Genomic DNA, 18,174 nt, shown 5'->3' on the forward strand with positions numbered 1-18,174 from the left:
CCATCTGCTCTTTCCGGAGGAGAAAAATGGAACAATTTCCTGCCCTGAATATTGAATTCTTTGATCAACACATCGCTGAACGCCTGAACCTGCAAGAGCCACCACGGATTCTTATCCTGTATGGCTCAGTAAGAGAGCGCTCCTACAGCCGCTTTGCTGCGGAAGAAGCTGGTCGCCTGCTGACGGCGATGGGCGCGGAGGTAAAACTGTTTAATCCATCCGGTCTACCCCTGCCGGATGATGCGCCGGACACGCATCCTAAAGTCACCGAGCTGCGTGGTCTGGTCAGATGGTGTGACGGGATGGTGTGGAGTTCTCCGGAACGGCACGGGGCTATGAGCGCAGTTATGAAGGCGCAAATTGACTGGATACCATTAAGTGAAGGTGCGGTTCGTCCTTCGCAGGGCAAAACACTTGCGGTAATGCAGGTCTGCGGCGGTTCACAGTCCTTCAATGCAGTAAATCAGATGCGTATCCTGGGCCGCTGGATGCGGATGTTTACGATCCCCAACCAGTCCTCCGTAGCCAAAGCGTGGCAGGAGTTTGACGAAAACGGACGAATGAAACCTTCGTCATGGTATGACCGCATCGTCGATGTAGCCGAGGAGCTGTTTAAAATCACGCTGCTGCTTAAGGGACAAACCGGCTATCTTGCTCATCGTTACAGCGAGCGAAAAGAGAGCCATCAGGAGCTGTCATCCCGTGTCAATCAGGACAAAATATAACTTCTGTTCTTCGTAAATCCATAATGCATGAGCTTAACAACGTCCGCTCCTGGCACATTGCGGACGTTATGAATTTATAGCCGCTCAATAATTAGTTCTGGCCCTTGGTTTTTCACGTCACCCATGGCACGCGAGACCGGGTGCAAGAAGAAATGCTCAGCGGGCACTACTCCGCCTCCGGTAGTCTCAACTGCCTGCAACCCGGGGACATCCTGCCTCATTTATTCGCGCACTGCTACGGTTTCACGGCTAGCGGGCATAGGTGGTCAAAATCAATCAGGCGTTTATTGGTCTCAAATTCAACGTCAGTAAAACGCCTTAAAATTCATCACTGCTTTCTGCTGTTATTAAATCTCCACAGGATCCGGCCAGCTTACAAATGGTAAGCCGTCATCTGAGTAGCCAGAAAAAAGGGGGCCCTGGAAGTAAGCGATACCTGCTGACTCCAACCACATCCATTCTTCAGCTTTTTCGATTCCTGTAGCGCATATTCTTATCTCGAGAGTATCACAGCAATTTATTATGCCTTGAACTACGGCTTGTTTCGCGCCATCCCTGTGAATATTTCTTATGAGCTCACTATGAATTTTGATTTTTTCAGGTTGGAATTTTGTTAGAAGGAGTAATCCTGCATGTCCAGACCCAAAGTCATTAATAGCAACGCTTATTCCAGCACTTTTAAGTGTTCGTAGCGCATATAAAAATTCATCAATATTGGCGAACAGATCTTTTTCTAAAAATTCGATGATAATTTGTTCAGGGATAAGACCGCTTTGCTCAATATACTTAAGCAGCGAGCAAGGGGCATCACTAATCTTACTTATAGTCAATGGTAATAGACTAATTGAAACCCTTTGTCCAGAGTGAAGGAAACTACCAGCTTCAAGAAGAGCAACACGTTTTGATTCCAGATCATGCTGTAACAAGCCCATTCCATACAAACCAGTCGTCACGGGATTACTGAACTGGAACGAATGGACCTTTCTCGCGAGAGGGTCTACCACTGGATTTATAATGAAGGAGCTAGAAAAATAAGGGTTTTCAGGTATTAAAGACTCCCTGGAAAACTGCCATTCAGTAGCGGGCGGCAATTCATAGTATTTTTCTTGTTGTCTGGACTCTATGAATGTTCTAAAAAAACGTAATGCTCTGTCATTATAAAGAAGTTGATGTTTTGCTGTTCCACGGTTCAGAATTGTTCTTAGGCAGTCTTCATGACTGTGTAAATCTATATCAATTAGTTCCATCCCGGCATTACCAAATCGTCGGAAAGGTGCAACGTCATTTAATAGTTCTACAATATTAAAGTGACGAGTATCACTACAGATCCTGCTGTAAATTTCGTTAACCTGAGCCTCAGGGCCTTCAAGCAGTTGTAGAAAGTGAATCCCATTAAAAATCAATATTCCAGTGACATCACTCTTGATATTATGGGTATTTGCGAGCTCAATCATTTCCATGACTGAGGTTCTTGAAATGCTACTATGGGCGTGACTACGGTAAATGATAGTTGTAAGCATCTCAGTTCTCGCTATGGTGTTTGAACAGAGATTAGCAGACTTATGATCTAAAATCCGAAAAAATTATCAAAAATATTTAGCCCTCTATGACTGATAAAATGCCTATAGTTTTCACGGAGAATTTGGTGGCAAGTCATCAGCACAAACTGTTTATTTTATATGATAAGTTATTGATTTCTTGACATTTTAAAATGGTAAAGGGGTAAGGCTACCTTTTAGTTCTACTCAGTTACACCAGTTGTCGGCGCAGGAAAGAGTGAGCGATGTTGCCTGAGAGGCTTGAACATTCTGCTTGTCGCCGCGGTTTCTACTCGAGCAATAATCAGTGGTGGTTTATCCCACCAACCTGGTGCGTAACCAAGTGAACTGGATCGAGATGCAGTTGCTCATCACGTTCACTCCGGAGCTAAACCTTTGTCCCTGGCGCCACGTTGTACCGGCTTATTGGTTCAGGGTCATAAGCGATATCCCGTTCGCCCTCTTCAGCCAAATAAGCCAGGTACTCTTCACGGGGCTGTGATTGAGCAAAGCGTCGGCTCATGGTTACCTCCAGTCTTCAGACTGAAAGTATAGTAGGTGTGGAGGAAACGTAGGAAGGGAACTCCGACAGCCATCTAACTGATGACTGTCGGAGATGACGTCAAAAACAATGTGTACAAAATTGTGTATTAAAAGCAAGAAAATCGCACAATTTTAAAATTTAAATCATTGTTTTTAATGGGGAAAATTATTTATATTGTAGCTGCTATCGTAGGGCATACCATTCCTTATGTTTCAGTGGGTTAGCCATGGCACCGAGAATATCGGAAATCACGTTGACAATAATCACCAGCGCGCCAATCACCATCACTCCGGCGGAGATCGCCGCGTAGTCCTGCTGACGAATGGCGTTGATAAGCCACCGGCCCAGCCCTGGCCAGCTGAATACCATCTCCGTGATCATCGCCAGGGTGAGCATGGTGGAAAACTGCAGGCCGAGGCGCGGGATCACCGGCGGCAGAGCGTTGTGCAGCACGTGGCGCAGTAAAATTTTGCGTCTCGAGACGCCGCGGGTGGCGGCCGCCTTGACGTAGTTGGTGTCATAGACTTCGCTGGTGCTAATGCGCATCAGGCGGATCACTTCGGTAGTGGGGGCTACCGCCAGGGTCAGCACCGGCAGCACCATATGCCGGGCGGCGCTGACGATCATCTCGTGGCGCCACGGCGAGTCCGAAAGCCAGGCGTCAATCAGCGCGAAACCGGTGACGTTTTTCACCTCATACAGCAGGTCGAAGCGGCCGGAGACCGGAAGCCAGCCGAGGGTCAGGGAGAAGAAGAGGGTCAGGAGCAGCGCCAGCCAGAAGACCGGGATCGAGAAACCGACCAGCGCGACGGCGCTGATCAGGGTATCGGGCCATTTGTTGCGCATCACGCCGGCGATCATCCCCACCGGAATGCCAATCAGCAGGGCAAAGCCGAAGGCGAGGATGCACAGCTCCATGGTCGCCGGGAACACCTCGCGCAGCTGTTCGGAAATCAGCTGGCCGTTAATGCTGGAGACGCCAAAATCCCAGTGCAGCACCCCTTCAAACCAGAACAGCCATGCATTCCACAGGGTCGCGCCCTGCAGCGGGGCATGGGGAGTGAAGTAGCTCAGGCTGAAGCCGACAAAGGTCAGAAAAAAGAGGGTGACCAGCAACAGCAGCAGACGGCGCAGGGTAAAAATAATCATGGTTTTTTCACCTCTTCGGTTTTCTCCCGCGATACGCCAGCGAACGAAGCGTTACCGAAGGGGCTAAGCACCAGGCCTTTCATATCATAGCGATAGGCCTGCAACCGCAGCGATGAGGCCAGCGGCAGGACCGGCAGTTCACGAGCGAGGATGCGCTGGGCCTCTTTGTAAGCGTCCATCCGCGAGGAGAGCTGCTGCGAGAGCAGCGCTTTTTGCAGCACGTCATCAAATTCCCGGTTACACCAGTGGGCGAAGTTGGTTTGCGAGGCGATCGCCGCGCAGCTCAGCAGCGGCCGGAAGAAGCTGTCCGGATCGTTACTGTCCGTCGCCCAGCCGGAGAGCGTCAGGTCATGGTTCATGTCCATCAGCCGCGCCTCCTGGAAGCGCCCCTCCACCGGCATGATGATCACCTTGACGCCAATCTGCGCCATATCCGCCTGGATCAGCTCTGCTGTTTTCAACGGGCTGGGGTTCCACGCCTGCGAGCTGGTGGGAACCCACAGTTTGAGGGTCAGATTTTCCAGCCCCAGGGCCTTCAGGCGGGTGCGGGCCTCCTGGGGATTATATTCGGTAATCTTAGCGTCGTTATCGTAGGCCCACGAGGCGCGCGGCAGCATCGACGCCGCCGTCTCCGCGGTGCCATAGTAGATAGACTGCATCAGGCGCTGGTTGTTAATGGCCAGCGCCAGCGCGTGGCGCACTTCCGGGTTGTCCAGCGGCGGCTTGGCGGTGTTGAAGGCCAGCCAGGCAATGTTCATCCCCGGACGCAGCGTCAGGCGCAGGCGCGGGTCGTCACGCAGGATCGTCAACTGGCTGGCGGCCGGCCAGGCCAGCACGTCGCATTCGCCGGTCAGCAGTTTCGACAGGCGGCCGGTTCCACCGGAGCCGAGGTCAACCACCACCTGCGGCATCAACGGCTTGCCGCGCCAGTAGCCGGGGTGGCGCTGCAGGCGAACATACTGCCCGGAGCGGTACTCAGACAGCTGGAACGGGCCGGTGCCCACCGGCTGGCGATCGAGCTGTTCCTGACGATCGTCCTGCGTTAAGCGGGCGGCATATTCGGCGGAGGTAATCGACGCATAGTGGGTGGCCAGATGCCAGAGGAATGATGCATCCGGCCGCTTGAGGCGAAACTCCACGGTCTGATTATCGAGCTTGCGGACGCTCTCCACGCTGTCAGCAAACTGCAGGCTGTCGAAGTAGGGGAAGCTGCTGCCGTTGACGTTGTGCCAGGGGTGATCGCGGTTAAAAATGCGGCCAAAGGTGAAAATCACGTCATCGGCGTTGAAATCCCGCGTCGGGGAGAACCATGCCGTGCGTTGAAACGGGACGTGGCGGCGCAGGTGAAAGCGGTAGGTGGCGCCGTTATCGAGGACTTCCCAGCTCTCCGCCAGCTCGGGGACCAGCCGATAGGTATAAGGGTCGACGTCAAGCAGGCGATCGTAGATCTGCGCGGCCAGCGTATCGACGATCAGTCCGCTGCTCACTTTCTGCGGATTAAAGGTATTAACCTGGCCGCTGACGCAATAGACGAAACCGCTGTCGCGAATATCGGCGCGGTCGGGGAGCGCAGGGGCGGCAAAAGCCTGCCCACACAGCAGGGAAACCGCTGCCAGGAGAGATGACAATTTCAGGCGCATATTTTCTGTTTGATTATAGAGTTGAACTCTATCTTATTAAGATTCATAGACATTCACCACCGCCTTCAACAAGCCTGAGGGATAATGCGGTTACCGGGTGCGTATAGTATTCAGTCAATTGATTAAAATAGTCGCGGAACCGAGTCTGTATAATGAAACATGGTAACTTTTTATCGCCGATATCGCCAGTCAGCTCTGTTTGGCCGCGGTTGACCGGACGGTGGAAGCGACGCTAACGCCGGGGATAAATTCAGTATAGCGGGGAGAAAGCAGAGGGTTCGACGGGCGGATAACCCTACCCGTCGGGTGTCATACAGAGGGGAACGTTTTTGCTTATCGTGACAACGTCACTTTTGATAATCCATATTCCGTAAATCCTCCAGCAGCCCGGGGCCGACCGGCTGCCACTGCAATCGCTCGCGAGTCCATGCCGAGCTGGCGCGCAGGTCAAGGGCGGTAAAGGGGGCAAACCAGCCGAACCAGGCGTCAGCCTGCTCCTCATCCAGCTGGGTCAGCGGCAGATTTAAGCCCCGGGCGATGACTGCGGCAATCTCCCGTAATGCGATCCCCTCTTCAGCCACCGCATGGTAGCGCTCGCCCGCAGCGCCCTGCAGCAGTGCGCTGACGTACAGGCGCGCGACGTCATCGACATGGGCGGCGGACCAGCGGTGGTTCCCCTCGCCGCGCAAGGCCACCGCGCCGCTGGCGACCGCGCGTTCGATATAGCTGGTCAGCAGCCCCTGGCGCACGGTGTCATGCACCTGCGGCAGGCGAACGACCCGGACGTCCACTCCCGCCTCCAGCAGCTGCTGGCCGGCAAGTTCTGAGGCGGTCCGCGGGCTGGGGTGCGCGGCGTTAAAGCACGACTCGCGGGCCGGGGCGCCGCTCCCGTCGTCGCCCATCAGCGTGCCGGAGGTGATGACCAGCGGCCGCGCGCTGCCCCGCAGCGCCTGGCCCATGGTGAGGATCGCCTGGCGGTCTTTCTCGCAGTTGGCGGCAAAGCGGCTGAAGTCGTGGTCGAAAGCGGTATGGATCACCGCGTCGGCGCTCTCGACGCCCGCCAGCAGCGAATCGGGGGCGTCCAGCGTGCCGCGGCGCACCTCGACCCCTGCCGCTTCCAGGGCCTGCGCCGTGGCGTCGCTGCGCACGAGGCCGATAACCTGATGGCCCGACGCCTGCAGCGCCGGAAGAATACGCGAGCCGATAAATCCGCTCGCGCCGGTAAGAAATATACGCATTATGAACCTCCTGAACGGGTTATCAGGCGTATCCTACCCGCGATGTCATACTATAAAAGTAGAGACATTATCGGGGTATAAATTCTAACAGGCAGACTTACAGGCAGATGATGAACACTACTGACAATCATGCTTTAGGTGATTTTCTCCGCGCCAGGCGCCAGCGTCTCGACCCGGCAACGTTTGGCTTCCCGGCGGGACGCCGACGCACGCCGGGCCTGCGCCGTGAAGAGGTTGCCCAGCTCGCCAGCATCAGCCCGACCTGGTATACCTGGCTTGAACAGGGGCGCGGCGGGGCGCCTTCCCGCGAGGTGCTGGAGCGGATCGCCCGCGGTCTGCGGCTGACCGCCCCGGAGCGCGAACATCTGTTTATACTCGCCTTCGGCCATCCGCCGCAGACCCGTTTGACGATCACGGATGATATGACGCCGCGGCTGCAGCGGGTGCTCGATGCCTTCGCCATTCCGGCGATTATCCGTACCGCCAGCTGGGACGTGATCGCCTGGAACGCGGCGGCGGCCAGGGTGCTGACCGACTACGGCCAGCTGCCGCTGGCGGAGCGCAACGTGCTGCGCCGCCTGTTTACCCGGCCTGAGGCCCGCTGCACCCTGGAGGACTGGCAGACGGTGGGGCAGCTTATCGTTAACGCCTTTCGCGCCGACGTCACGCGGATGGGCGCCACGACGGAAACTGACCAGCTGATCGCGGAGCTCAGCCAGCAGAGTGTCGAGTTCGCCCGTTTCTGGCAAAGCCACGACGTCGCCGGCCACGGCGAGGGATATAAGCGCATTCACCACCCGCAGATGGGCCCGCTCGATCTGGAGTTCACCTCTTTTGCCGTGGAGGGCCGCCCCGATCTGTCGCTGCTGGTTTTCAACCCGGCGACGACGGAGAGCCAGCGCAAAATTCACGGCCTGCTTCAGGCGTCGGGATCCTCATCGGGGGAGTACTGAGGGGTAAATTCGTACAGGGCCAGGGCGTTGCTCTCCAGCGAGTCGACCCGCAGCCAGTGGCCGTCGAGTCGGGCTTCCTCCACGCTGAGCGCCGGACGGGCCTGATGCATCAGCCACTGATAATCTTCGGCGTCGGGGCCGCTGCGGCTGCGAAAGGCGTCCACCAGCGGGAACAGCGCGCCGTGGTGCTGATCGAAGAGGTGCTGTTTGATGCGCCAGCGGCCCTTGAGCCCCTGCAGCCGCACATTGTACGGCTGGCTGAAGCGTTGAATAAAAGCCGCTTCGCTGGAGAGCCAGGGGTTGTAGACCACCGTATTGCGCAGCAGCAGCTGGTAGTGCCCCTGGTGATGGAGCAGCAGCAGGTTTTTGTCGTGAAACAGGATCTCGCCGCGCAGCCGTCGCCAGAGCCACAGCACCCAGTAAACCGGGCGCGGCAGCCCGTGCAGATAGTGCAGCGCCAGGCTGGAGGTATCCAGCTTGCCGTTGGCGCGGGCTTCGCCCTGGAGGCCGGAGTTTAACCAGAAGCCCGCCAGCCAGACCTGGTCCGCGACTCCCAGCAGATTATCCATCAACAGCGCGCCGCGAAAAAAGCGCCCGTTGGTGTCCCGCGTATCGCCGGTCAGCGTATTCCACGAGAGCAGCCATAGCGGCAGGTTAAGCTGCCGTTGACGCAGGGCGCTGTAGATCTGTCGCAGCTTATGTGCCGGATAGTGCTCGCTGGAGGCCAGACTGCTGCTGTCCGCCTGAGCCAGATCCAGCCGTTCGTTGGCATCCGCCTGGCAGGCGAGAAAATCGGCTTCCGCCAGCAGCGGCGAGTGGAACAGCGGATCGTCCCCGGGCGCGCTGGCGGCAAAGCGGTGCCAGATCCCCAGCTGCGGCTGCGGCAGCAGACGGTGAAGAACCTCGCGCTGCTGCCGCCAGGCGGCCTGGCGGGCCGCTTCGCTGGCCTGCGGCGACCAGTGCCAGACAAAGCGCCAGCTGCTGAGCGTCGTCGGTGGAAAATGGTTGGCGGCGAGTTGCAGGAAGCGCTGCAGCAGATCGCTGCGGGTGGTGACCCCGGTATGCAGGATCACCTGCCAGCCCATCGCCGCCAGCCAGCTGAAGATCTGCTGCAGGTTGTACCAGCAGGCGTAGCCAGCCATCTGCGGATCGTCCCAGCCGGTGCCGAACAGGCGGCTGCTGAGAAAGGCATCGTTGATATCAATGGCATACACCGGCAGGGCGCGGTGCAACTGCTCCAGTTCGCGGCGCACGTCCTCCCGCAGCAGATCGTCCAGCTCGCGCACGGTCACCACCATCCGGGTATGGCGCAGCACCGCGGCGCGCGCCGGTCGGTGGTGCAGGTTGATCTCCCGGGTTTGCGGCGGATTGATCAACAGCGGCTGACTCTCCCGGTCGCGTTGTTCCGGCTCATTAAGGCGGGCGTAGAGCCGGTCCACGGCCACCGGCTGCCAGCGATCGCCCTGCGGCGGGCGCGGTCGGCCCGGCTCCCGGGGGGACCGCTCGCGATACTGGCGCGGCGTCACCCCATGGTGGCGCTTAAACAGGTCGCTCATCATCCGCGTGCTGGCGAACCCCTGCTCGCGGGCAATTTGCTGAACGGGTTTGCGGGTGGTTAACAGCTGATCGGCAGCGTGGCGCAGGCGCAGCGCGGTGAGGTACTGAACAAAACTGACGCCAACCTCCTTGTGAAACAGGCGTGACAGCCAGGCCTCGGAGACAAACTCGGCGGCCGCCACCTCCTGTAAAGAGAGACGGCGCTGATAGTTGGCGTCGATCCGCGCCACTACGCTGGCTATCCTCCGGCTCCATTTTTCAGCATCGCGCCGGGGCGTGAAGGCGATGGGCTGGCTGAAGCGCGTGGCCAGCAGCAGCGCTATCTCACTCAGCCAACGGTTGGCCTCCAGCCGGTAATGGCCGGGATGATTGACCAGGCCGCTCACCAGCAGCTGGCGCATCAGGCGGCGCAGGCCGTCATCGGCATCGCGGGTGCGCGGCGATATCTGGTAGTCGACGGCAAAAAAGGCGTTGTCGAGGCGGGCCAGCCAGCTGGCGGAGAGGGTGAGGATCATCACCGCGTTGCCCCCGGCGCTGCGCAGGCTCCAGCGACGGTTGCGGTTAACGATCGCCAGCGCGTCGACGGCAAGCTGCTGCGGCGCACCTTCCGCCTCCGCCAGATTTACGCTCCCCTCCAGCACCCACAGCAGCGTCAGCAGATCGCTCTCCGGCTGGCTTAGCTGACGCACATCGCGCACGGTGACGCTAAAGTCGCCTGAATGCTGCTCCACATGGTTCTCCTCTGTAGACAAAAAGCAACCGGTTGTTTTTTGTCATAACCGATATGTATGAAAAACACTCATTCATTTCTCGTCAATATAAAACAAAAAAACGCGCCTGAAAGCTGTTTCACCCGCATAAACTCGAAAGTGTCGTGCAAACACAACACAGGAATAACAAAAATGACACATCCGTTGCTTGAAGCCTTGCAGGTCAACGAGGCGCAATTTATTGCCTTACGTCGCCGGTTCCACCAGCAGCCGGAGATCGGCTTTGAAGAGCATCAGACCAGCAGCGAGGTCGCCCGACTGCTTGGCGAATGGGGATACGAGGTTCATCGCGGCCTGGCGGGCACCGGGGTGGTGGGTACGCTGCGCGTCGGCCACGGGGAAAAACGCCTCGGCCTGCGGGCGGATATGGATGCCCTGCCGATGCAGGAGCGGAGCGGGAAGCCGTGGGCAAGCCAGGTTGACGGGCGCTTTCACGGCTGCGGCCATGACGGGCACACCACCACGCTGCTCTACGCGGCTGAATATCTGGCGCGCACCCGCCAGTTTAACGGGACGCTGCAGCTGATTTTCCAGCCCGCGGAAGAGTTGCTGTACGGCGGGCGGGTGATGGTCGAGGACGGTCTGTTTGACCAGTTCCCCTGCGACGCCATCTTCGGCCTGCACAATATGCCGGGTCAGCCGCTGGGTAAAATTGGTCTGCGCGACGGGGCGATGATGGCCTCCTCCGATACGCTGCATATTGAAGTGAAGGGCGTTGGCGGCCACGGCGCGGTACCGGAGCATACAGTGGATGCCACGCTGGTGGCCTGCCATATTACCCTCGCGCTGCAGTCCATCGTCTCGCGCAATATCACCCCGTTTGAGCCAGCGGTCGTGACCGTCGGCAGCATCCAGGCCGGACATGCGCCCAATATCATTAACGATCACGTGTTGATGAAGCTCACGGTGCGCACCCTCAATGAGCAGGTACGCGAGACCGTGCTGCAGCGGATCCATGATATTGCCGTGGCTCAGGCGGAGAGCTTTAACGCCACGGCTACGCTGACCCACGTCAACGGCAGCCCGGTATTACGTAACGATCCGGCGGCCAACGCCATGGTGCGGGAGGTGGCCACAGCGCTGTTTGGCGCAGAGCAGGTGGGCGAGGTGAAGCCGTTTATGGGCAGTGAAGATTTCGCCTTCATGCTGGAGCAGCACCCCCACGGCAGTTATTTCACTATCGGCGCTGGCGACGAGCCGGATCGCTGCATGGTGCATAACCCGGGCTATGACTTCAACGACGCGCTGTTGCTTAGCGGCGCGGCGCTGTGGTGCGGCCTGACGGAACACTATCTGCGTTAATCACCGGAAACGGGAGGGCCATGCAATGAGCACTGTCACCGTAAGCGACACCCCCTATGTCGGCAGCGATCGTCTGCTGGTGGGGATTGTGCTGAGCGTTTTAACCTTCTGGCTGTTTGCCCAGTCGGTGATTAACGTCGTGCCGGCGATGAAAAGCAGTCTTGATATTTCTCTTGAGACCTTAACCCTGGCCGTCAGCCTCAGTGCGCTGTTCAGCGGCTGTTTCGTAGTGGCCAGCGGCGGCCTGGCGGACAAGTTTGGCCGCATGCGAATGACCACCCTCGGGCTGGGGCTGAGCATCGTCGGCAGCGCCATGCTGGTACTGGCCCAGGGGCCGGGGCTGTTCCTCGCCGGCCGGGTGCTGCAGGGGCTGTCGGCGGCGTGCATTATGCCGGCGACGCTGGCGCTGATTAAGACCTGGTACCAGGGGCGCGCGCGTCAGCGGGCGGTCAGCTTCTGGGTCATCGGCTCGTGGGGCGGCAGCGGCCTGTGCTCCTTCGTCGGCGGAGCTATCGCCACCGGCCTGGGCTGGCGCTGGATCTTTGTCTTTTCCATCGCCGTTGCCCTGGCGGCGCTGGCGTTACTGCGCGGCACGCCGGAGAGCCGCAGCGCCAGCGCCAGCCAGCAGAAGCTGGACGTTGGCGGCCTGCTGAGCCTTATCGCCGGGCTGGTGCTGGTGAATCTGTTTATCAGCAAAGGCCACGGCTGGGGCTGGAGCAGTCCGCTGTCGTTGAGCATGCTGGCGGGGGCGCTGATCGCTGGCGCGGTGTTTATTCGCAGCGGGCTGCGCAAAGGCGAGGCGGCGCTGATCGATTTTGCGCTGTTTCGCAACCGGGCGTACGGCGCGGCGGTGCTGTCGAACTTTCTGCTCAACGGGGCGATTGGCACCATGATGATCGCCAGCATCTGGCTGCAGCAGGGGCACCACCTGACGCCGCTGGAGAGTGGAATGATGACCCTCGGCTATCTGGTCACCGTCCTGGCGATGATCCGGGTCGGCGAGAAGCTGCTGCAGCGCTACGGCGCCCGGCTGCCGATGATGGCCGGCCCGGTGCTGACCGCCATCGCCATCGGCCTGATATCCTGCACCTTTCTCGATAAGGCGCTCTATATCGGCGTGGTGTTCGGCAGCAATGTGCTGTTCGGCCTCGGACTGGGCTGCTACGCCACGCCGTCAACGGATACGGCGGTGGCCAACGCGCCGGAGAACAAAATTGGCGTCGCCTCGGGGATCTACAAGATGGGCAGCTCGCTGGGCGGGGCGATGGGGATTGCCGTGACGGCGTCACTTTTCGCGCTGTTTTTGCCGCTCGGTATGGCCCATGCCGCCCAGTATGCCCTGTGGTTCAACGCCGCCTTATGCCTGGGGGCGATGGCGGTGAGCGCGCTGCTGCTTCCGCGCGCCTCTCATAGCTGATGCTTTTTCAGCAGCGCGCGGAGCTGATGATAGGTTAAGCCCAACAGCTCCGCCGCCTGCTTCTGATGATACTTCGCCTGCTGCAGACTCCGCTGCAGCAGGCGTTTTTCCTGCTGTAGCTGAAAATCGCGGAGATCCAGCGGCAGGGCGGGCAGTTCGTCCCCGGACGCGGCCTCCGGCACGGAGGCCGCGGACTGACGGAAAGGGTTGAGGATAATGGCGTCCAGCTCGTGCTCGCTGTCGCCGTGGCGATAGACCGAGCGCTCGACGACGTTCTTCAGTTCACGAATATTTCCCGGCCAGCGGTAGCCGAGCAGCGTGGCGGTGGCTCGTTCGCTGAAGCCGGGAAACAGCGGCAGACCGAGCTCGCGGCACATCTGAATGGCAAACTGGTTGGCGAGCAGCATGATGTCGCTCTGCCGTTCGCGCAGCGGCGGGAGCTGCACCACGTCGAAGGCCAGACGGTCGAGCAGGTCGGCGCGGAAATGGCCTTCCTCCACCATCCGCGGCAGGTCGGCGTTGGTGGCGCACACCAGCCGGACGTTGACCTGCAGCGGCTGGCTGCCGCCCACGCGCTCCAGTTCGCCATATTCAATCACTCTTAACAGCTTCTCCTGCACCAGCATCGGGGCCGTCGCCAGCTCATCGAGAAACAGCGTCCCGCCGTCTGCGCGCTCGAAGCGTCCGGGATGGCGCTTGCTGGCGCCGGTGAAGGCCCCGGCTTCGTGGCCAAACAGCTCCGAATCGAGCAGGTTATCATTCAGCGCCGCGCAGTTCAGCGAGATAAACGGCCCCTGCCAGCGGGCGGAGAGGTAGTGCAGACGGTTGGCGATAAGCTCTTTCCCGGTACCGCGCTCGCCGATGACCAGCACCGGTTTGTCCAGCGGAGCCAGCCGGGAAACCTGTTCCAGCACCTCGAGAAAGCTGTTGGCCTCGCCCAGCAAATTATCCTTGTACTGCGCCATGATGAATTTCGCCATTAAGTAGTGTGATTAACCAGGTGACTGTAGCAATGCCCTGCATAATTCGCAACCACTCTGTTTAAAATCAATAAGATAAAAAGTTGGCACGCCATTTGTATTAGCTAAGCCACAGGTGAATGCCTGCAACCAGAACTATGAGGACTGAAATTATGGGTATTTTTTCTCGTTTTGCCGACATCGTGAACGCCAACATCAACTCCCTGCTGGAGAAAGCCGAGGACCCGCAAAAGCTGGTGCGTCTGATGATCCAGGAGATGGAAGACACGCTGGTTGAGGTACGTTCCACGTCGGCCCGCGCGCTGGCGGAAAAGAAACAGCTGACCCGTCGTATTGAGCAGGCGGTCGCCCAGCAGGCGGAATGGCAGGAAAAGGCCGAGCTGGCCCTGCGCAAAGAGAAAGAGGATCTGGCCCGGGCGGCGCTGATCGAAAAACAGAAGCTGACCGACCTTATTGCTCAGCTGGACCACGAAGTGCAGCTGGTGGATGAAACGCTGGCGCGCATGAAGAAAGAGATTGGCGAGCTGGAGAACAAACTCAGCGAAACCCGCGCCCGTCAGCAGGCGCTGGCGCTGCGTCATCAGGCGGCGAGTTCGTCCCGCGATGTGCGTCGCCAGCTGGACAGCGGTAAACTGGATGAGGCGATGGCACGCTTTGAATCCTTTGAACGTCGCATCGATCAGATGGAAGCGGAAGCGGAGAGTCACCGCTTTGGCAAGCAGCAGACGCTGGATCAGCAGTTTGCCGAACTGAAAGCGGACGATGAAATCAGCGAGCAGCTGGCGGCATTGAAAGCCAAAATGAATCAGTCCAACCAGTAAGTACGATTGCGCGGCGCGGCGTTGCGCCGCGGCTCACCCCCTGTAAGGAGTACACATGAGCATGCTTTTTCTCGCCATTCCGTTGACGCTGTTTGTGCTGTTTGTTCTGCCGGTCTGGCTGTGGCTGCACTACAACAATCGCGGCGCCAACGGGACGCTGACGCAAAATGAGCAGCAACGGCTGCTGCAGTTGACCGATGACGCGAAGCGGATGCGCGAGCGCATTCAGGCGCTGGAAGCGATCCTGGATGCCGAACATCCGAACTGGAGAGACAAATAATGGCTGGACTGGATCTGAATAAAAAACTATGGCGTATCCCGCAGCGCGGGATGGTCAAGGGCGTCTGCGCGGGTATTGCTCAGCATCTTGATGTCCCGGTGAAGCTGGTGCGCCTGATTACCGTGCTGGCGATGATTTTTGGCCTCTTTTTCTTCGTCCTGGTGGCCTACATCATTCTGACCTTCGCCCTGGACCCGATGCCGGACAGTGAGCTTTACGGCCACAAAGCGCCGAGCAATGGCGATCTGCTGGCCGCCGTGGATGCCGAACTGGCCTCCGGCGAACAGCGTCTGCGTGAGATGGAACGGTACGTCACCTCCGACACCTTCACGCTGCGCAGCCGCTTTCGTCAGCTGTAAATCCTGTTGTTAACGAGTGAGGCAACGCATGAATAGCAAATGGCAACGCGCCGGGCAGCAGGTTAAGCCCGGCCTGAAAATCGTCGGTAAGCTGGCGCTGCTGACCGCGCTGCGTTATGGCCCGGCGGGCGTTGCCGGCTGGGCGGTCAAATCGGTCGCGCGACGGCCGCTGAAAATGCTGCTGGCGGTGGCGCTGGAGCCGCTGCTCAGCCGGCTGGCAAACCGCGTCACGCGCGGGATGAAATAACGCCGTCGTGGGGAAGGCGCAAAAGGATTAACGTTCTCCTGCTTATCCCCGGCAGATAGCTTATGATGACGAGACACACCTTCAGGGCATAACGGACTGGCGATGAAGCGACTGAAAACTGAATTGAATGCGCTGGTCAACCGCGGGGTTGACCGGCATTTACGGCTGGCGGTGACCGGCCTGAGCCGCAGCGGCAAAACGGCGTTTATCACCGCGCTGGTCAACCAACTGCTGAATATTCACACCGGCGCCCGCCTGCCGCTGCTGAGCGCTGCGCGCGAAGAGCGACTGCTCGGCGTCAAGCGCGTACCGCAGCGGGACTTCGGCATTCCGCGATTCACCTACGATGAAGGGCTGGCCCAGCTGTACGGCCAGCCCCCCATGTGGCCAACCCCGACGCGCGGCGTTAGCGAGATCCGTCTCGCGCTGCGCTACCGTTCCAACGACTCCCTGCTGCGCCATTTTAAAGACACCTCCACGCTGTATCTGGAGATCGTCGACTATCCGGGCGAGTGGCTGCTCGATCTGCCGATGCTGGCGCAGGATTATCTGAGCTGGTCGCGGCAGATGACCGGACTCCTGCAGGGACAGCGTGCGGAGTGGTCGACCCGCTGGCGGCAGTTGTGCGCCGGGCTGGATCCGCTGGCCCCTGCCGACGAGGCCCGGCTGGCCGAGATCGCCGCCGCCTGGACGGATTATCTGCACGCCTGTAAGCGCGAAGGGCTGCACTTTATCCAGCCCGGACGCTTTGTCCTGCCCGGCGAAATGGCCGGCGCGCCGGCGCTACAGTTTTTCCCATGGCCTGACGTCGATGCCGTCGGCGAAGCCAAGCTGGCGCAGGCCGATAAACACAGCAACGCCGGCATGCTGCGCGAACGCTACAAGTACTACTGCGAAAAGGTGGTGAAGGGGTTCTACAAAGAGCACTTCCTGCGCTTCGACCGGCAGATTGTGCTGGTGGACTGCCTGCAGCCGCTCAACAGCGGGCCGCAGGCGTTTAACGATATGCGCCTGGCGCTGACCCAGCTGATGCAAAGCTTCCATTACGGGCAGCGCACCCTGTTCCGCCGGCTGTTTTCGCCGGTCATCGACAAGCTGCTGTTCGCCGCCACCAAAGCCGACCACGTCACGGTGGATCAGCACAGCAATATGGTGTCGCTCCTGCAGCAGCTGATCCAGGACGCGTGGCAGAATGCCGCCTTCGAGGGGATCAGTATGGATTGCCTGGGGCTGGCGTCCATTCAGGCGACCCAGAGCGGGCTGATTGAGCTGAACGGCGAGAAAATCCCCGCCCTGCGCGGCAATCGGCTGAGCGACGGCCAGCCGTTGACTATCTATCCCGGCGAGGTGCCGGCGCGCCTGCCGGGGCAGGCCTTCTGGCAGCAGCAGGGATTTCAGTTTGAAAACTTTCGTCCGCAGGTCATGGATGTCGATCGGCCCTTGCCGCACATTCGCCTCGACGCGGCGCTGGAATTTTTGATTGGAGATAAACTGCGATGAGCGAACCGTTAAAACCGCGGATTGATTTTGATGGCCCGCTGCAGGCGGAAAAAACGCCGCCGCTGAAAAGCGCCCGCGCCTTCGACCGACGGGAAGCCGACAACTTCGCGCCGGCGCTTCTGGTGACCGGCGAAGAGGAAGAGGGGGCGGCAGAGGCGGTGGTGGAATCGGTGCTGCGGCCGAAACGCAGTCTGTGGCGGCGGATGGTCAGCGCTGGCCTGGCGATCTTCGGCGTCAGCGTCGTGGCGCAAGGGGTACAGTGGACCGCCAACGCCTGGCAGACGCAGGACTGGATTGCGCTGGGCGGCTGCGCTGCCGGGGCGCTGATCGTCGGCGCCGGCGTCGGATCGGTGGCCACCGAGTGGCGCCGCCTGTGGCGACTGCGCCAGCGCGCCCACGAACGCGATGAAGCCCGCGATATGCTGCACAGTCACGCGGTCGGCAAAGCGAAATCCTTTTGTGAGAAGCTGGCGCAGCAGGCGGGTCTGGATCAGTCGCATCCGGCGCTGCAGCGCTGGTATGCCGCCATCCACGAAACGCAAAGCGACCGGGAAGTGGTCAGCCTCTATGCCCAGCTGGTGCAGCCGGTGCTCGATGCCCAGGCGCGGCGGGAAATCAGCCGTTCGGCGGCGGAGTCGACGCTGATGATCGCCGTCAGTCCGCTGGCGCTGGTGGATATGGCGTTTATCGCCTGGCGCAATCTGCGGCTGATCAACCGAATTGCCACCCTGTACGGCATTGAGCTGGGGTATTACAGCCGCCTGCGTCTGTTTCGCCTGGTGCTGCTGAATATCGCTTTCGCCGGCGCCAGCGAACTGGTGCGCGAGGTGGGCATGGACTGGATGTCGCAGGATCTGGCGGCCCGGCTGTCGGCGCGCGCCGCGCAGGGCATCGGCGCCGGTCTGCTTACCGCCCGCCTTGGTATCAAGGCGATGGAGCTGTGCCGCCCGCTGCCGTGGATCGCCGATGATAAACCGCGGCTCGGCGATTTTCGTCGCGAGCTGATTGGCCAGCTGAAAGAGACCCTGCAGAAAAGCAAAACCAGTCCGGAGAAGTAACCTCCGCTCAGAGACATCGCCGGGCGGCGGTTTGGCCTTGCCCGGCCTGCGAGGTCGAGTCCAGGCTTGCGCACCTGCCGCGCCGCGGGCAATGTC

The 18,174-nt window shown here is 59.6% G+C and carries 16 protein-coding genes and 1 pseudogene; 10 read left to right on the top strand and 7 right to left on the bottom strand.

Annotated elements, in window-relative coordinates:
- Window positions 1-26: 26 nt before the first annotated feature.
- Entirely contained in the window at window positions 27-725 is a 699-nt protein-coding gene (gene arsH, locus QLG03_RS04235; RefSeq protein WP_072413075.1) for an arsenical resistance protein ArsH, read from the top strand.
- A gap of 347 nt (window positions 726-1,072) precedes the next feature.
- Here arsH and QLG03_RS04240 read toward each other — a convergent pair whose 3' ends face one another.
- The 5 genes and pseudogenes from QLG03_RS04240 to QLG03_RS04260 all read right to left on the bottom strand — a co-directional run bounded on the left by QLG03_RS04240 (window position 1,073) and on the right by QLG03_RS04260 (window position 6,837).
- Window positions 1,073-2,245 (bottom strand): diguanylate phosphodiesterase, encoded by a 1,173-nt coding sequence (locus tag QLG03_RS04240; protein WP_282473599.1) that lies wholly within the window; start codon window positions 2,243-2,245, stop codon window positions 1,073-1,075.
- Between the two features lie 263 nt (window positions 2,246-2,508).
- Window positions 2,509-2,786, bottom strand: a pseudogene (locus tag QLG03_RS04245) (SOS response-associated peptidase family protein); the annotation flags it as partial.
- 204 nt (window positions 2,787-2,990) lie between these two features.
- Window positions 2,991-3,956 carry a putrescine export ABC transporter permease SapB gene (gene sapB, locus QLG03_RS04250; protein ID WP_017900865.1) on the bottom strand — a complete coding sequence of 322 codons (966 nt, stop codon included), beginning with the start codon at window positions 3,954-3,956 and terminating at the stop codon, window positions 2,991-2,993.
- The gene (gene sapA, locus QLG03_RS04255) at window positions 3,953-5,596 is read right to left on the bottom strand and encodes an ABC transporter substrate-binding protein SapA (protein ID WP_023289350.1); all 1,644 of its coding nucleotides are present in this window, start codon (window positions 5,594-5,596) and stop codon (window positions 3,953-3,955) included. Before sapA ends, sapB begins: the two co-directional genes overlap by 4 nt.
- A 347-nt stretch (window positions 5,597-5,943) precedes the next feature.
- Window positions 5,944-6,837 (bottom strand): SDR family oxidoreductase, encoded by an 894-nt coding sequence (locus tag QLG03_RS04260; protein ID WP_255987978.1) that lies wholly within the window; start codon window positions 6,835-6,837, stop codon window positions 5,944-5,946.
- Window positions 6,838-6,944: 107 nt separating this feature from the next.
- On the opposite strand from QLG03_RS04260, the gene QLG03_RS04265 reads away from it, so the two are divergent.
- Window positions 6,945-7,787: a helix-turn-helix transcriptional regulator gene (locus tag QLG03_RS04265; protein WP_049013550.1), complete on the top strand. Its 843-nt coding sequence runs from the start codon at window positions 6,945-6,947 to the stop codon at window positions 7,785-7,787.
- Here the strand turns inward: QLG03_RS04265 and QLG03_RS04270 are convergent.
- Window positions 7,754-10,075 (bottom strand): helix-turn-helix domain-containing protein, encoded by a 2,322-nt coding sequence (locus QLG03_RS04270; RefSeq protein WP_282473600.1) that lies wholly within the window; start codon window positions 10,073-10,075, stop codon window positions 7,754-7,756. The genes QLG03_RS04265 and QLG03_RS04270 overlap by 34 nt on opposite strands.
- A gap of 171 nt (window positions 10,076-10,246) precedes the next feature.
- Here QLG03_RS04270 and QLG03_RS04275 point away from each other — a divergent pair, with 171 nt between their 5' ends.
- Together QLG03_RS04275 and QLG03_RS04280 are read left to right on the top strand one after the other, a co-directional pair.
- Window positions 10,247-11,416: a M20 aminoacylase family protein gene (locus QLG03_RS04275; protein WP_064158318.1), complete on the top strand. Its 1,170-nt coding sequence runs from the start codon at window positions 10,247-10,249 to the stop codon at window positions 11,414-11,416.
- A gap of 25 nt (window positions 11,417-11,441) precedes the next feature.
- Window positions 11,442-12,833, top strand: a complete 1,392-nt coding sequence (locus tag QLG03_RS04280; protein WP_023289355.1) for an MFS transporter — start codon at window positions 11,442-11,444, stop codon at window positions 12,831-12,833.
- Here QLG03_RS04280 and pspF read toward each other — a convergent pair.
- A complete protein-coding gene (gene pspF / locus QLG03_RS04285; RefSeq protein ID WP_072199080.1) occupies window positions 12,824-13,813 on the bottom strand; it encodes a phage shock protein operon transcriptional activator in 990 nt (329 codons plus the stop codon). The two genes, QLG03_RS04280 and pspF, sit on opposite strands and share 10 nt — an antisense overlap.
- A gap of 152 nt (window positions 13,814-13,965) precedes the next feature.
- Between pspF and pspA the strand changes: the two genes are divergently transcribed.
- From pspA to QLG03_RS04315, 6 genes are all read left to right on the top strand, one after another.
- The gene (pspA, locus tag QLG03_RS04290) at window positions 13,966-14,634 is read left to right on the top strand and encodes a phage shock protein PspA (protein WP_004203910.1); all 669 of its coding nucleotides are present in this window, start codon (window positions 13,966-13,968) and stop codon (window positions 14,632-14,634) included.
- Window positions 14,635-14,689: 55 nt separating this feature from the next.
- Window positions 14,690-14,914, top strand: a complete 225-nt coding sequence (pspB, locus tag QLG03_RS04295; protein ID WP_023289357.1) for an envelope stress response membrane protein PspB — start codon at window positions 14,690-14,692, stop codon at window positions 14,912-14,914.
- Window positions 14,914-15,273: an envelope stress response membrane protein PspC gene (gene pspC, locus QLG03_RS04300; protein ID WP_004203911.1), complete on the top strand. Its 360-nt coding sequence runs from the start codon at window positions 14,914-14,916 to the stop codon at window positions 15,271-15,273. The genes pspB and pspC overlap by 1 nt, the downstream gene beginning before the upstream one ends.
- A 28-nt stretch (window positions 15,274-15,301) precedes the next feature.
- Window positions 15,302-15,520 carry a phage shock protein PspD gene (gene pspD / locus QLG03_RS04305; protein WP_002901915.1) on the top strand — a complete coding sequence of 73 codons (219 nt, stop codon included), beginning with the start codon at window positions 15,302-15,304 and terminating at the stop codon, window positions 15,518-15,520.
- Window positions 15,521-15,622: 102 nt separating this feature from the next.
- Window positions 15,623-17,020 (top strand): YcjX family protein, encoded by a 1,398-nt coding sequence (locus tag QLG03_RS04310; protein WP_032452561.1) that lies wholly within the window; start codon window positions 15,623-15,625, stop codon window positions 17,018-17,020.
- Window positions 17,017-18,078: a YcjF family protein gene (locus QLG03_RS04315; RefSeq protein ID WP_023289359.1), complete on the top strand. Its 1,062-nt coding sequence runs from the start codon at window positions 17,017-17,019 to the stop codon at window positions 18,076-18,078. The genes QLG03_RS04310 and QLG03_RS04315 overlap by 4 nt, the downstream gene beginning before the upstream one ends.
- Window positions 18,079-18,174: the final 96 nt, after the last annotated feature.

This window comes from Klebsiella sp. V115_8 (genome assembly GCF_029967715.1).
Classification (GTDB): Bacteria; Pseudomonadota; Gammaproteobacteria; order Enterobacterales; family Enterobacteriaceae; genus Klebsiella; species Klebsiella quasipneumoniae.